General features: G+C 54.2%; 13 protein-coding genes. 9 read left to right on the top strand and 4 right to left on the bottom strand.

Features of this window, described 5'->3' with window-relative positions:
* Positions 1-11 precede the first annotated feature (11 nt).
* The 5 genes from WJU16_RS09755 (at position 12) to lpxB (ending at position 3967) form a co-directional block, all read left to right on the top strand.
* On the top strand, positions 12-905 hold the full coding sequence (locus tag WJU16_RS09755) for an ABC transporter ATP-binding protein (protein ID WP_341838130.1): 894 nt from the start codon (positions 12-14) through the stop codon (positions 903-905).
* A gap of 10 nt (positions 906-915) precedes the next feature.
* Positions 916-1695 carry an ABC transporter permease subunit gene (locus tag WJU16_RS09750; protein ID WP_341838129.1) on the top strand — a complete coding sequence of 260 codons (780 nt, stop codon included), beginning with the start codon at positions 916-918 and terminating at the stop codon, positions 1693-1695.
* Positions 1696-1770: 75 nt separating this feature from the next.
* Positions 1771-2544, top strand: coding sequence for a 5'/3'-nucleotidase SurE (gene surE, locus WJU16_RS09745; protein ID WP_341838128.1), 774 nt, complete (start codon positions 1771-1773; stop codon positions 2542-2544).
* Between the two features lie 10 nt (positions 2545-2554).
* Complete coding sequence (locus WJU16_RS09740; RefSeq protein ID WP_341838127.1) at positions 2555-2851, top strand: hypothetical protein; 297 nt, start codon at positions 2555-2557, stop codon at positions 2849-2851.
* Positions 2852-2860: 9 nt separating this feature from the next.
* Positions 2861-3967, top strand: coding sequence for a lipid-A-disaccharide synthase (gene lpxB, locus WJU16_RS09735; RefSeq protein ID WP_341838126.1), 1107 nt, complete (start codon positions 2861-2863; stop codon positions 3965-3967).
* Here the strand turns inward: lpxB and WJU16_RS09730 are convergent.
* A complete protein-coding gene (locus WJU16_RS09730; protein WP_341838125.1) occupies positions 3954-4121 on the bottom strand; it encodes a DUF6728 family protein in 168 nt (55 codons plus the stop codon). The two genes, lpxB and WJU16_RS09730, sit on opposite strands and share 14 nt — an antisense overlap.
* A gap of 79 nt (positions 4122-4200) precedes the next feature.
* Between WJU16_RS09730 and WJU16_RS09725 the strand changes: the two genes are divergently transcribed.
* Both WJU16_RS09725 and WJU16_RS09720 read left to right on the top strand, forming a co-directional pair.
* Entirely contained in the window at positions 4201-6750 is a 2550-nt protein-coding gene (locus WJU16_RS09725; protein WP_341838124.1) for a glycosyl hydrolase 2 galactose-binding domain-containing protein, read from the top strand.
* 38 nt (positions 6751-6788) lie between these two features.
* Entirely contained in the window at positions 6789-8210 is a 1422-nt protein-coding gene (locus tag WJU16_RS09720) for an alpha-L-fucosidase (RefSeq protein WP_341838123.1), read from the top strand.
* Between the two features lie 89 nt (positions 8211-8299).
* Here WJU16_RS09720 and WJU16_RS09715 read toward each other — a convergent pair whose 3' ends face one another.
* Together WJU16_RS09715 and WJU16_RS09710 are read right to left on the bottom strand one after the other, a co-directional pair.
* Positions 8300-9103, bottom strand: coding sequence for a hypothetical protein (locus WJU16_RS09715; RefSeq protein WP_341838122.1), 804 nt, complete (start codon positions 9101-9103; stop codon positions 8300-8302).
* 53 nt (positions 9104-9156) lie between these two features.
* Positions 9157-10188, bottom strand: a complete 1032-nt coding sequence (locus WJU16_RS09710; RefSeq protein ID WP_341838121.1) for a LacI family DNA-binding transcriptional regulator — start codon at positions 10186-10188, stop codon at positions 9157-9159.
* A 72-nt stretch (positions 10189-10260) separates the two neighbouring features.
* Here WJU16_RS09710 and WJU16_RS09705 point away from each other — a divergent pair, with 72 nt between their 5' ends.
* On the top strand, positions 10261-10812 hold the full coding sequence (locus WJU16_RS09705; protein ID WP_341838120.1) for an HPP family protein: 552 nt from the start codon (positions 10261-10263) through the stop codon (positions 10810-10812).
* A 476-nt stretch (positions 10813-11288) separates the two neighbouring features.
* On the opposite strand, the gene WJU16_RS09700 is transcribed toward WJU16_RS09705, so the two are convergent.
* A complete protein-coding gene (locus tag WJU16_RS09700) occupies positions 11289-13859 on the bottom strand; it encodes a zinc-dependent metalloprotease (protein ID WP_341838119.1) in 2571 nt (856 codons plus the stop codon).
* A 580-nt stretch (positions 13860-14439) separates the two neighbouring features.
* Here WJU16_RS09700 and WJU16_RS09695 point away from each other — a divergent pair.
* Complete coding sequence (locus WJU16_RS09695; protein WP_341838118.1) at positions 14440-15294, top strand: MotA/TolQ/ExbB proton channel family protein; 855 nt, start codon at positions 14440-14442, stop codon at positions 15292-15294.
* Positions 15295-15359 lie beyond the last annotated feature (65 nt).

The raw sequence follows: 15359 nt of genomic DNA, 5'->3' as shown, positions 1-15359 counted from the left end.
AATCTGTCAACTTGGAAAACACACACATGCTATCCCTGCACCAGCTGTCCAAGCGCTATGGGCCCGTCCAGGCGTTGAAAGAAGTTGCTTTCGACGTACCGGCAGGCAGCGTTTTCGGCGTACTGGGCCCCAATGGCAGCGGTAAAACGACGCTGCTGGGGATCGTGATGGACGTGCTGAAGGCGGACGCGGGCACTTATGCCTGGTTCGGCCAGCCGCCACACCATTCCCTTCGCCGCAGGATCGGCGCATTGCTGGAAACCCCGAATTTCTACCATTACTATTCCGCCATCCGCAACCTGCAGATCGCGGCGGCCATCAAGCAGCGCGGGCACGACGATATCGAGCGCGTGCTGAAGCTGTGTGGTTTGTGGGAAAGGAAGGATTCAAAGTTCAGTACCTATTCGCTGGGGATGAAACAGCGGCTCGCCATTGCCAGCGCATTGCTGGGCAATCCGGAAGTGCTGTTGCTGGATGAGCCTACCAACGGCCTCGACCCCGCCGGTATCGCGGAAATCCGTGAGCTGATCCGGGAACTGGGGCGGCAGGGCACTACCGTTATCATGGCCAGCCACCTGCTGGATGAAGTGGAAAAAGTCTGCACCCACGTAGCGATCCTGAAGAAAGGCGTATTGCTGACTTCGGGGCATGTGGATGAAGTGCTCGCGAGTGAGGATATGCTGGAAGTGAGCGCCGTGGATAACGCTACGTTGGAAAATGTGTTGTCCGCCATGCCGGGGCTTCGTTCCCTCCGCCGCCACAACGGCGGGTTCCAGGTTGTTTTCGAAAACGGCTTCAGCGCGGAGGCGCTCAACAAGCACTGTTTCGAGCAGGGCGTTACCCTGAACTACCTGGCGCTGCGCCGCAAGAGCCTGGAAGCGCGTTTCATTGAACTGACCAATTAATCCCACCGTCATGACCGAACTCTTAAAAATAGAATGGCTGAAAGTTAAAGCCTACCGTACTTTCTGGCTGCTTTCCGGACTGTTTCTCGCAATCGTGCCCCTGATCCTGTGGTCGTATGAGCTGATCCTGAAAAACAGCAAGCAGATAGCGGCGTTCCTCGGCGCTTTCAGCTTTCCGAAAGCCTGGGAAACATCCGCCTGGATCGGGAGCGCGATGTATCCCATCATGGGCATTCTCCTCATCATCTTCCTGACCAACGAAAATAATTTCCGCACTATCCGCCAGAACATCATCGATGGCTGGAGCCGCGATCAATACATCCTGGCGAAATTCGGGGTGATGATTTCGATGGCGGTGTTTATGACGCTGGTCATCGTAGCCAGCGCGTTGTTCTTTGGCCTGCGCTCCGGGCAGGGCGACCCTACCGACGGAATCGGCATGATCTGGCTGATTTTTGTGCAAGCGATGGATTACCTGGCCGTGGCATTGTTCCTGGGCGTTTTCATGAAGCGCGCCGGGGTGGCCATCGCGATTTATGTGATGTACGCATATGTATTCGAGTTTTTCATCAGCCGGTTGATAGATTTTAAAGTAAAAGCCCACATGGGGGCTTTGTTCCCGCTGGAATGCACCGACAGGATGATCCCCGGCGAAACGAAACTGGTGAACGAACTGGCGTCGCAGGGGGTAAAGCCCTTCGAACAATCGACATTGCAGATGATCGCCATCGGGTATATCCTGCTGTTCTGCTTCCTCGCTTATCGCAGGTTGAAGCGCTCCGATCTTTAAAATCACCGTTAAAAATGGAAACAGCCGGAGGATTTGTGAACCGGTGCATGTACATTTGTTGATAAAAGTAAAAAGTTGAAGCAGGAAAAATTGATACTGGTGACGAACGACGACGGGATTACCGCCCCGGGCATCCGCAATCTCATCGAGGCGGTGCGCCCCCTCGGGCAAGTGGTTGTTGTGGCGCCCGATAGTCCCCAGTCCGGCAAAGGCCACGCCATCACCCTCGGGTTCCCGCTACGGCTCAATACCGTGGATATCTTCGAAGGGATCGAAGCCTGGCAGTGCTCCGGCACGCCGGTCGACTGCGTGAAGCTGGCCCGCGACAAGATCCTGCACCGCGCGCCGGACGTTTGTGTAAGCGGTATCAACCACGGCGCCAACCACTCGATCAACATTATTTACTCCGGCACCATGTCGGCCGCCATGGAGGCCGCAATCGAAGGGATTCCTTCCGTCGGGTTTTCGTTCCTCAACTACGCTTACGACGCTGATTTTTCCACCTGCCGGGAAGTAGCGCATGAAGTGACGCGCCGCATGCTGGACACGCCGCTTCCCCCGCACACCCTGTTCAACGTAAATATCCCTGATGTACCGGCAAAAGACTACAAGGGCATCCGCATCAGCCGCCAGGCCAACGCCAAGTGGCAGGAGGAATTCGATGAGCGGAGAGACCCCCACGGCAAAAAATACTACTGGCTCACCGGCGCGTTCAAAAACCAGGACAGCGGCGACGATACCGACGTCTGGGCGCTCGAAAACGGATACACCTCCCTGGTGCCGGTGCAGTTCGACCTTACCAACTACCGCCTGAAACAACAACTGGAAGCCGAGTGGAACTTCCGATAATCCTATGACCATGTTGAAACAAGACAAACTATCGCTGGGCATTATACTGGGACTCGTGACCCCGTTCATTGCCTTTCTCCTATATTATTTCGCTGTTTTCTACCCGAAAGGACAGAGCCTGGGCGACGTCCTCACCCAATTCATGAACAACAGGTTCCTCATCCCCAAAATCATCAGCATCTGCCTGCTGGCGAACGGTATCGTGTTTTACCTGTACACCCGCAAACGCCGCGACCTCACGGCCCGCGGGATTTTCCTCGTTACATTGTTATACGCAATCGTTATCTTGCTGCTTAAAATCATCTAGGAACGGGGCATGAAGTATTACATCATTGCGGGAGAAGCCTCCGGCGACCTGCACGGAAGCAACCTGATCTTACAGCTCAAACAGCAAGACCCTTCGGCCGATATCCGCAGCTGGGGCGGCGATCTCATGCAGCAAGCCGGCGCCAACGTGGTGAAGCATTACAAGGAACTCGCGTTTATGGGTTTCGTGGAAGTGATCATGAACCTTCGCACCATCCTTAAAAACCTCGAGATCTGTAAAGAAGACATCACCGCCTGGAAGCCCGATGTGATCGTGCTCATCGATTATCCCGGGTTCAACCTCCGCATCGCCGAATGGGCCAAACAGCAGGGGATCAAAGTGGTGTACTATATCAGCCCGCAGGTTTGGGCCTGGAAAGAAGGCCGCGTGAAGAAGATCCGGGAAGTGGTGGACAAGATGCTGGTAATCCTGCCGTTCGAGCAGGACTTCTATAAAAAATGGAATTTTGAAGTGACGTATGTGGGGCACCCGCTCATCGAAGCCGTGAAAGCCGCACAGCAGGCCCCGCCGCTACCACCGTTTTCCGACAAGCCCATCATCGCGCTGCTGCCCGGCAGCCGCAAGCAGGAAGTTACCAAGAAACTGCCCGTCATGCTTTCCGTGGCGAGATACTTCCCGGAATACCAGTTCATCGTGGCGCAGGCGCCCAGCCTCGACGATGCATTCCTCCGCCAGTACACAGACGCGTATCCCAACGTCTCCACCGTAAAGAACCTGACCTACCCCTTGCTGCTCCAGGCTACGGCCGCGCTGGTCACCAGCGGTACGGCCACCCTCGAAACGGCGCTCTTCGGCGTGCCGGAAGTCGTGTGCTACAAGGGGAGCCCCATCTCGTATTTCTTCGCCAAACGGCTGATCAAAGTGAAATACATTTCGCTGGTGAACCTCATCATGGATAAACTCGTGGTGAAAGAACTGATCCAGCACGATCTGACGGAAGAAAACCTCCTGAAAGAACTCACCCTTATCTTAAAAGACACCGCCCGCCATCAGCAGATGAAAGCCGATTACGCCACGCTCTGGACCCTCCTGGGCGACGGTACCGCATCTCAGAAAGCGGCTGCCGAAATCGTAAAAGTAGTTAGCGGAAAATAAGCCTGTACAACATCACCAGGATCGCGATCAGGAACATCAGGATGGAAATCCGGTTCATGCCGTGCATGAGCTTCGTGTTGGTGTTGAGCTGCTCGGATTTGTCGCGCTTGCGGATAAAAAGGTATTGCAATACCTGATTCCAGATGCTTTTCATACCCCAAATATCCGAAAAGCCTTCCGATTCTTCATAATCTGTTATTTTTACCCGGTATTTAACCATTTTTCAGACAGTTATGAGGAGAGTAATCGGGGTTATCGGGCTGGCGGTCGCCGCCTGGCCCGCATGGGCGCAGCAACAACAGGAATTGGATAAAGGCTGGGAATTCCGGCGGACCGACGAAAACATCTGGCGGCCGGCTACCGTTCCCGGCACCGTACATACCGACCTGCTCGCCCATAAACTCATTCCCGATCCTTTTGCCGGCGCCAATGAAAAAGGGCTGCAATGGATCGATAAAAAAGACTGGGAATACCGGACCTCGTTCGATGTCCCTGCCGCAATGGCCGGCCAGGACCAGCTCGCGCTCGACTTCACCGGGCTGGATACCTATGCTGACGTATACCTCAACGATTCCCTCATCCTGCAAGCCCAAAACATGTTCGTGGGCAAACAGGTGATCGTGAAGGGTATCGCCCGGCCACAGGGCAACCGCCTTCGGATCCTGTTTCATAGTCCGATTGTGCGCGATATGCCTAAATTCATGCAGGACCGGATCGTGTACCCGGCAGGCAACGACGCCAGCGACATTCCCCTGAGCGTCCACGCCCGGAAAGCACCGTACCATTACGGCTGGGACTGGGGCCCGCGCTATGTGACCAGCGGTATCTGGCGCCCTGTCGTGCTCCGTTCCTGGAACAAGCTCCAGCTCCGCGACGCCTGGATCCAACAGCAGCAATTATCCGACGCCAGCGCCACCCTCGAAGCCACGCTCACCGTGGATGTGCAGCAGGCGGGAAAGTATACGGCCGTCATCCACAGCGGCAGCAAGGCTTTCGCCACGCAGAAAGTGCAAAGCACCCTGCAGGCGGGCACGCAAACCGTCCATATTCCCTTCTCCATCCGCCAGCCGAAGCGCTGGTGGCCCAACGGGCTGGGGGAAGCTTATTTGTACCCCGTCACCGTTTCCATCCTCCATGGAAAAGATACCATCCAGCAAACCACCCGCCGCGTCGGGCTGCGCACGGTGGAAGTAGTGAACGCGCCCGATAAAGACGGCACTTCGTTTTTCGTGAAAGTCAACGGGAAACCCGTTTTCATGAAAGGCGCGAACTACATTCCTTCCGATAACTTCCTCCCCCGCGTAACCGGCGACCGTTACCGGAAAATGTTCCGCGATATGGAGGCCAGCCATTTCAACATGATCCGCGTTTGGGGCGGCGGCATTTATGAGAACGATATTTTCTACGACCTCGCCGATGAAAAAGGCATCCTCGTCTGGCAGGATTTCATGTTCGCCTGTACGCTGTATCCCTCGGATCCCGCGTTCCTGTCGCAGGTGCGGGAAGAAACCGCTTACAACATCCGCCGGCTGAGAAACCACCCTTCGCTGGCGTTGTGGTGCGGTAATAACGAAATTGGCGTGGCGATTAAAAACTGGGGCTGGAAAGATGGCTACGCTTATTCCGACGAACAATGGGCTTCGCTGTTGAAAGGCTATGAAACACTGTTCGAGGAGTTGTTGCGTGATGAAGTAAAGGCCCACGACCCTTCGCGGTATTACCTGCCTTCGTCGCCCATCAGCAACTGGGGGCGCGCGGAGGATTTCAAACATGGAGACAACCATTACTGGGGCATCTGGCACGGCATGGAGTGGTTCGAAGCGTTCAATACGCATGTGCCGCGCTTCATGAGCGAATTCGGATTTCAGTCGTTCCCTGATCTGCATACCGTGCGGAAGTTCGCGGATTCCACGCAGTGGGATTTGCACTCGTTCGTGATGCAATCCCATCAGAAGTCGCTCGCGCGCGGCAACGCCGCCATTCAAACGTACATGGATCATTACTATCACCGCCCGAAAGATTTTGCCGGATTCCTGTACATGAGCCAGGTATTGCAGGCGGAAGGGATGAAAATCGGCCTGGAAGCGCACCGGCGCAACATGCCTTATTGCATGGGCACGCTGTATTGGCAACTGAACGATACCTGGCCGGGGCCTTCCTGGAGCAGTATCGATTACTTCGGCCGCTGGAAAGCACTGCAATACTTCGCGCAGATAGCATTTACGCCCATGCTGGTGAGCCTGGTGGAAGAAGAAGGACAAGTGCGCGCCTACGTGGTGAATGATTTGTGGAAAGACGAAAAGGTAAAACTGGAGCTGACGCTGATGGATATGGAAGGTAAGACCCTCCGGAACATCGAACAGCCGCTGACGGCCAAAGCCAACACGGCGGAAGTGGCCTGGCGGATGGAGAAAGACGCGTTATTACAGGGCGCCGATCCCCGGAAGGTAATTTTGTATGCCAAACTGGTAAATGAAAATCAAACCCGGACGGAGAATGTGTTTTACTTTGCCGCACCCCGCGACATGGCGCTGCCCGTTCCGGAGATCCAAACGGAAGTAAAACAAGCGGGAGGAAAGATACTGGTAACCGTCCGCTCCGCGAAGCTGGCCAAAAACGTGTGGTTGCTGCTGGATAAAGACGATACATCTCATTTTTCCGATAACTATTTCGACCTGCTGCCGGGTATGGGCAAAACGGTGGAACTGGAAACCAGCCTCGGGCTGGAAGCGGTGAAATCGCAGTTGCAAACCTGGCATGTGGTCGGCATAACGAAGCCGTAATCAGCAAATTTAACAGTGAACATTAAACAGTGAACAACATGATGAAGATGAAGCATTTGATATTGGCAGGCTGTATGCTGGCAGGCGTTTCGGCGCAAGCGCAGAACGAGCCTTACGTAAAGGAGACTGACCCGCTCGTGCTGGAAAAGCTGGAAGCGTGGCAGGATTGGAAGTTTGGGCTCATGATGCACTGGGGCACCTATTCCCAATGGGGGATCGTGGAGTCGTGGAGCCTCTGTCCCGAAGACGAAGGCTGGACACAACGCCAGCCCGCTGGTATTCCCTACTACGAGTACGTTAAGAAGTACGAAGCCCTGCCTAATACCTTCAACCCGGTCAATTTCGACCCCGCCAAATGGGCGACCGCCGCTAAAAAAGCCGGTATGAAGTACATGGTCTTCACCACCAAGCACCACGATGGCTTCAATATGTTCGACACCAAACAATCGGACTACAAAATAACCGCGCCCAACGTGCCTTTCAGCAAAGACCCCCGGGCAGACGTTACCAAAGAAGTCTTCAACGCATTCCGGAAAGAAGGTATCCACATCGGCGCCTATTTCTCCAAACCCGACTGGCATGTGGACTCCTACTGGTGGGATTACTTCCCGCCGAAAGACCGCAACCCCAGCTACGAGCTCGCCAAATACCCCGAGCGCTGGAATTCCTTCAGGAAATTCACCTTCAACCAGATTCAGGAACTGATGACCGGCTACGGCAAGGTCGACATCCTCTGGCTCGACGGCGGCTGGGTTCGCCCCCTGAACATGCATACCAAAGAATCCCTGTCGTGGAACAAAACCCCGGCGCAGGACCAGGATATCGATATGCCCGGCATCACCGCCATGGCGCGTAAAAATCAGCCCGGCCTCATCGTGGTAGACCGCAGCGTGCACGGTCCGTTCGAGAACTATCGTACCCCCGAGCAAACGATCCCCGACAAACCGCTGGATTACCCCTGGGAAACCTGCATGACCATGGGCGGCTCCTGGAGCTACGTTCCCAACGATCAATACAAACCCACGAATACCATCATCCACAACCTGGTAGACATCGTGGCCAAAGGCGGCAACTACCTCCTCAACATCGGCCCCGGACCCGACGGTACCTGGCACGACGAAGCTTATCGCAAGCTCGACAGCATCGGCTCCTGGATGCAGGTGAATGGCGACGCGATTTACGGCACCCGCTCCGTGGCGCCTTACAAAGACGGCAAAGTGTGCTTCACGCAAAAGCGCGACGGCAGCATCTACGCCATCTATCTGCTCGACGCAGGCGAACAACTTCCGGCTACGGTACGTTTCACCGGCATCCAGCCGAAGAAAGGCGCGAAAGTGCGGCTGCTGGGCTACAAAGGCAAGCTCAGCTGGAAAGCGCAAGACGGTACGGTGGAAATCAAAATCCCCGCGGCTGTACAGAAAGCCGGACTGCGCTATGCGGCGGCGATCAAACTGCAATAACCAGACAACAGATATCAACGAAAAGCGGACTTTACAAAAAGAGCCCCCCGGCAACCGGAGGGCTCTTTCAAAAATATCTGTTATTGACCTTAATTCTTCAGCCATTTCCCGAAATTCAGGGAAATACCGGTGTTGAAAGAGAAAGGCTGGAAATATTCGTTAAGTGTCGGGCCGGCTTCCACGCCATCAGAACGCAGGGGAACGGAGGCGCGCAGCTGCCAGAACCATTTGATATGCTTGAATCCCACGCGCACGGTAGCCGCCGGTTCCATGAACCCGACCACCTTGCCGTCCAGCCGCTGGAAATCCATCCGCATATTGGGATCGCTCTCCCAGGCCAGGGAGCCGCTGGATACATTGTTGAAGTTCACCAGCGAAAAACGGGTGGAAAACGCCACTTCCACCACCTTGTGCGACAATCCGAACGAAGGCTGGATAAAGAATTTATGAAACTTCGTGCGCAACCGGTACGCATCGTACCCTTGTATGGTATCGGCTTTATACAGGTATGCTTCTTCCAGGGTCCTGAATCCGCCGAAACCATACCCGCCGTATATTTCAAACACCGCTTTCTTCGAATCGCCGATCGCTTTGGTGTAGCCCGCTCCGACTTCAAACAAACCGCCGCGGGTATTGGGATCCACCAGCGGATCGTCGTCAATCCCATCGCCATCCAGCGTGATCAGGCGGGAAATATACTGTCCGTTGGCCATCACTGCGAAATTGTCTGTCACAGCATAGGCGGCCTGCCAGTCGGACAGGGAAACGGAAGCTTTCACTTCACCTTTTTCCTTGAGCAGGGGAACGTTGATTTGGTTTGGAACATAAATGTTTCTGTTACAGGCGATGAATGCCATGGCGGGCGTCAGCAGAAACAGGTAGCATTTCTTCATACTAAAGTTGTTGTAGGTTGATCGGCTATAGAACGGATTTTATAGTTGTTAGGTTACAGCGCGGAGGATTCCCGCGGGATTAATTCCACCTCGAACACGTAATTCTTTACGATTTTGATTTTTTCCTCCTTATTGATCAGCTGAACGAGCGTTTCCACCGCTTTTTCCCCCATTTTATACCCCGACTGTTCGATGGTGGTGAGGGAAGGACTGATGATCCGGGAGGAAAGGTCATTGGAATACCCTACCACTTTGATTTTTCCCGGAATATCGATCCCTACTTTCCGCGCTTCCTGGATAAAGGCGACGGCGGAGCTGTCGTTAGCCGCGAAAAGCCCGTCGGGCAGTTCTTTCCCGGCGAATATCTGCCTGGCCGCCTCGGCGCCCGCGTCGAGCGTGAGGTTGTGGACGTACAGGAGCGATTCGTCGTAGGGGATTTTATATTTGGCCAGGGCGGCTTTATAGCCTGCGAGGCGCTGCTGGTAAAGGTTGCAGGTCAGCTGCCCGGAGAAATGCGCGATGCGCTTGCATCCCTGTTTGATGAGGTGCTCCGTGGCCAGGTACCCGCCTTTGAAATCGTCGCCCGTGATCGTGTAACCGGGGAAGTCCAGCGGTACGCGGTCGTAAAACACAAGCGGGATATTATTCTTGATGAAAGGGGAGAAGTGGTCGATGTTGGTCGTGAACATGGAGGAAGACGCCAGCAGGCCGTCAACCCTCAGCGAAAAGAAGGTGTGGGCCAGTTCCTTTTCCATGGCCACGGTTTCGTCCGATTGCCCGATCACGATGCTGAAGCCGTATTTATGGGCTTCGTGCTGGATGCCGCTGATGGCGGTACTCTGGAAGTACATGCTGGTGCGGGGTACGATCAGGCCGAGGATGTTGGACCGCTTTTTACGCAGGCTCGACGCGATCCAGTTGGGCACGTAACCCATGCTGGCGGCGGCATCCTGCACTTTGGTGCGGGTTTCTTCGTTGATCAGCGGGTTGTTCTGCAACGCGCGCGATACCGTGGAAGCGCTGAGCCCCAACGCCTGGGCGATGTCGTAGATCGTGATTTTGTTGGTGTTAGGACGTTCTTTCACGGTGTAACAGTAGATTTAGGGCGATATTAAGAAAATTTATTGATAGGTGTATTTTTGCACCCGATGAGACGGATGAAACGAACCTACCGCATAGCAAAGTATGTGATTTACCGGGAGACGCTGATCGACCGGAAGGATATGGCCTGGTCGTTCCTCGGGGCTTTCCTCGGGGTGGGACTGATCGGCATGATTAACCATTTTTACCTGCCCGCCAAGGACAATCTGTTTGTGCTGGGCTCTTTCGGGGCCTCGGCGGTGCTGATCTACGGGCATACCCAGAGCCCCCTGGCGCAGCCGCGCAATGTGCTCGGGGGGCACGTCCTGAGCGCGATCACGGGCGTTACCCTCGGGCTGCTGATTTCGTCGCCGGAGTGGGAATGGCTGGCGGGTGCGCTGGCCGTGGCCTGCTCGATCGTGGTGATGCAGATGACGAAAACGGTGCATCCGCCCGGAGGGGCTACCGCCCTGCTGGCCATCGCCGGCAGTGAGAGGATCCGGGACCTGGGGTACCTGTACGTGCTCACACCGGTGGCTTCCGGAGTGTTATTGCTGCTCTTGGTGGCTTTTGCCGTCAATAACATCCCCGGCAACCGGAACTACCCCGCCGGAGGAAAATGGTGGTAAAAACGGTACTACGCAGATACAATGCATCCCCGCAACATAATTTTACACCTGTACTTTTATTAGTATAGGGAAAATGACAGGACCGCCTAATCATGGGCGGTCCTTTTTTATGGCCAATGCTTCGTCAATCCTTCGTTCATCCTTCGTCCATCCTTCGTTCAAACACCCTCAAACCCGCACCACGAACGAACACGTTCGAAGGATGAACGAAGGATGTCAGTAGGATGTCAGCAGTATTTGAGATCCTGGTTTCAGCAATCCTCCAATGATCCTTCAGTCATCCTTTAAGCAAACACCCTGAAACCTAAGCCAGCATTGGAGCCACTTGAAGGATCATTGAAGGATGTCAGTAGCATGTCAGCAGGTTTTGCAAACGATTGTTTTTAGAATGTATTGCGGGACAATGCGTTATGCAAAAAGCCGTACCCAGTGAAGGATACGGCTTTCGCTACTTATCAATTTATCAACCGTGGTAATTAACCTTTCGGGTTCAGGGCCTGGCCGATTCGCTCGGAGAGGTCCTGGAGGTGGAAGCGGGTCATCTGGTCGGGCGCTGCCGCGGCTGCGGAGCGGACTTCGCTGCGCAGGGTGGTCAGTTGCGCGCGCGCGATGCTGGCCGCGTCGGAAGTGAGCGGGTTGGGACTGCTGCCCATCATCATAGCCAGCGGATTGTTGCTGGTCTCCGGTGCAGTGATCAGCTTGCTTAGCTGCGTTACGTAAGATTTCTGCAGGTTGCGGCGGTAGATATCCACCGATTTGCCGGCATAGATCTCGGAGAAGATGCCTCTTTTCAGGTCGTTCGCGTAGTCAACGGCTTTGTAGGCAGCCGGGTTCACGGCTTCGTTGTTCAGCAGTTTCACGAAAGTGTTGGTGCTGAGCAGGCGGCCGAGCACTCTTTCCTGTTGGCCGAGGATGAGGGAGGGGGCGTTGCCGCCGATGCGCTCGAGGATGTCCTTGTTCAGCAGCCAGGTGGGCGTGGTGAACAGCTGGGCATTGAGGAATTTCAGGGCTTCCTGCTGGGTAGCTTTGGATACGTGTTCGTAAACGGCGCCGGATTGTTCAACGGTTTTAGGCGTTTCGTAGATGCCGGCGATGTTTTTGGCTACGTGGCCGTTGTAGCGGCCGAACTGGCCCAGGAGCTCCTGGTACATGGTGGCGAGGTTGGAATAGCCTTCGTTTTCGGTACGGGTCCAGGCTTGCAGGTTGGGCAGGATGCGCTGGAGGTTTTTGATACCGTATTCGCTGGCTTTCATGGCGTTATCGCCAAGGTCCTCGTTCTGGCTGCGGGGATCGTCGGGGTTGGTTTCGGTACCGAACCAGTAACGTTTGTCCTGCAGGCGGTTGATCACCCATTTGTTGAGGGTGGCTTTCTCTGTATCCGCGTTGGTGCCGGGGATATTTTTGTAACCCCATTCGATGGCCCATTTGTCATAGTAATTGATGCGGGGATAGAGATCGGCTCCGGAAATGCCGTCGCCGGGCTGCGCCACGTAGTTGAAGCGGGCGTAGTCCATGATGGAAGCGGCGTGGCCGTGTTCTTTCACCCAGTTTTTATCGCGCAGTTTTTCTACGGGATAGGTGGAGCTGGATCCGAAGTTGTGGCGGAGGCCGAGGGTGTGGCCTACTTCATGGCTGGAAACGAAGCGGATGAGTTCTCCCATGAGCTCGTCGTCGAACTGCATTTTACGTGCGCGTTCGTCGTTGGGCGCAGCCTGGATGATGTACCAGTTGCGGAGGAGGCTCATGACGTTGTGGTACCAGTTGATGTGGCTTTCGAGGATCTCGCCGGAGCGGGGATCGTGTACGTGGGGGCCGGAGGCGTTGGGAACGTCGGACGGCTTGTATACGATGGCGCTGTAGCGGGCGTCTTCCAGGCTCCAGGTGGAGTCTTCGGCCGGGGTGGGCGCCATGCGGGCGTAGATCGCGTTTTTGAAACCGGCTTGTTCGAAGGCGCCCTGCCAGTCGTTCACACCCTGGATGAGGTATTTACGCCATTTTACAGGGGTGGCGGGGTCGATGTAGAAAATGATGGGCTTTTTGGGCTCCACCAGTTCGCCGGCGCGGAATTTTTCCATGTCTTCCGCTTTGGGCTCAAGGCGCCAGCGGGTGATCATCGTAAGTTTTTTCACGCCCTGGGGGTCGGCATCGAAGTCGGTGAGGCTGGTGGCGAAATATCCAACGCGGGGATCGAAGTAGCGGGGTTCCATGGGCACAGCCGGGAGCAGAACGATGGAGCTGTTCAGCTCAACGGTGGCGAATCCGCCGCCTTGCGGGGGCATGCCGGGCATGGGGGAACTTCCTTGTTTGGCATAGGTTTTAACCGTCTTGATCTCGATGTTTTCGGGATAGGACTTCACGTCGTTGATGTACGACTTGTCGGGTTGTGCGCCGCCGAGTTTGAGGGTGCCTTTCACGGAGTTGTCGAAGAACAGGATGTCGTTGTCACCGGCGATGTAGTCGGTGAGATCCACCACGGAGCCTTTGCCGTTCTTGGAGAAGGCTTTCACGTCGAAGGAAGCGACGATGGGCTGGATGTTGGAATTGGTCACCGAGTTGAACATGGGTTGCGTCGAGTCTTTGGAGCGCTCGGCGAAGGAGATGTTCTTGAGGAAGACGCGGTTGTTCGGGCCTTTTTCGAAGCGGATGACGGTTTCGTTGATCTGGTCGCCGGCGAAGCCCATCATGCGGGCGCGGAGGCCGGCGGCGGATTTGGAGATGCGGCTTACCACGAGGAGGTCGCGGCCGAGGAGGGCATCAGGGATTTCTGCGAAGAAGCGGTCGTCTTGCTTATAAATGTTGAACATTCCGGAGTCGGCGACTGCGGAGGCGTTGATAACATCCGCGAACTTTTTGGGTTGCGGTTTGGGCTGACCGGCGGGCCTCATGGGGCCGTTGGGCCTGGCGGTTGTGTCTTTGGCCGGGGACGCTGCGGCAGGAGGTGTTTTTTCGTCTTTCTTCCTGCGCTGGGCGTGGGTGGCAGACGGCATCAGCAGTGCTGTGCACAAAACGCCTGTGACGGCAGCGGCAAAGGTGCGCTGTAGTTGCATGTGCGTGGTGATTGGTTTTTGTGTAGTAAATAATAAGCGGAGCAAAAGAAAGGTAAGAAAGTCATAATTAATCGTTAAAATCCATAAAAGACAAAAAATCCATTAAGAGTGGAAAGTAAAAATCACTAAATTGCCTGAAGGCATTCCCGGTAACTGGAGCGTTACTGCGGCGGGAATGCATTCGGGGGGCCATGAAGTGAATCGTAAGTATTTAAAATTTCTGTTGGAACATTTGGAAATTTTCTTAAATTGTGCGTCCAACTTTGAAAAAAAATCAATCGATTCCCCAGCGACGACTTTGGGGCTAAGTTGGGAGAGGACAGTAAGAATAACATTATTTATTTTTTCTATCTAAGTGTTTGCTCAATTAATGTGAAGGGGAGAAGAATGCCCTGTGGAAGGGGTTTGTGAAGCCTGGTTAAATTTTTTGGGTGACACTTGTTTTTTTGAGGAAGGCTTATAACTTTGCGAATCACTGATTATAAGCGGATTATCTGTGTATATTGTGAAATCATTGCGACTAAAATTTTAATTTCTAACAAACAAACAGTTTAATTTTTAACACTAAAATTCAATCAACATGGCTGAGACTAAAACAACTGTGACTGCAGCTGCTGCCAAAACGACTTCTCACCAAGCCAAAAAATCGTCCAATTTATTTGCGATCCTGGCTGTACCCATTTGTATCGCCATCGCGTACATTTTTTACATTTTTGTATTGGGCAATCCCGCCAACTTCATGGGTAATAATCCTGAAAACCACCCGATTGAGGCAGGTATCGGCAAATGGTTTGGTACCGTTCACAAAGGCGGAGCTATCGTACCTATCCTGATCTCAATCCTGTTGATCTGTATTACTTTCGTAATCGAGCGTTTCCTGTACCTGTCAAAGGCAAAAGGTAAATTCAGCGGTTCCGAACTGGTTCGTAAAGTTCAGTATCACCTGGCTAACAAGAATGTGGACGCTGCGATCTCTGAGTGCGACAAGCAGAAAGGTTCCGTAGGCAACGTACTGAAGGCCGGCCTGAAAAAGTACAAGGAAATGATCAGCAACACTGATCTGGACACGGATCAGAAAATCCTGACCATCAAAAACGAAATCGAGGAAACGACAGCACTGGAACTGCCGATGATGGAAAAGAACCTGGTGTTCCTGTCCACAATTGCTTCTGTGGCTACCCTGGTAGGTCTGTTCGGTACGGTACTTGGTATGATCAAGGCGTTCTCCGCGATGTCTACCGGTGGTGCACCCGATTCTGCGGCGCTGGCACTTGGTATCTCCGAGGCCCTCATCAATACCGCACTGGGTATCGGTACCTCCGCAATCGCGATCATCATGTACAACTACTTCACTACCAATATCGACAGCATCACTTACGCTATCGACGAATCTGGCTTTACTTTGACACAGTCTTTCGCCGCCAACCACAAATAATTCGTAAATTATTGTGTGGAATTCCGCGCGAACTGAATCTAATTAAGTGAACCAAACAAAAGGAG

The sequence above is a fragment of the Chitinophaga pollutisoli genome, assembly GCF_038396755.1.
In the GTDB taxonomy this organism is placed as follows: Bacteria; Bacteroidota; Bacteroidia; order Chitinophagales; family Chitinophagaceae; genus Chitinophaga; species Chitinophaga pollutisoli.
This window is presented reverse-complemented; position numbering and strand designations above follow the sequence as displayed.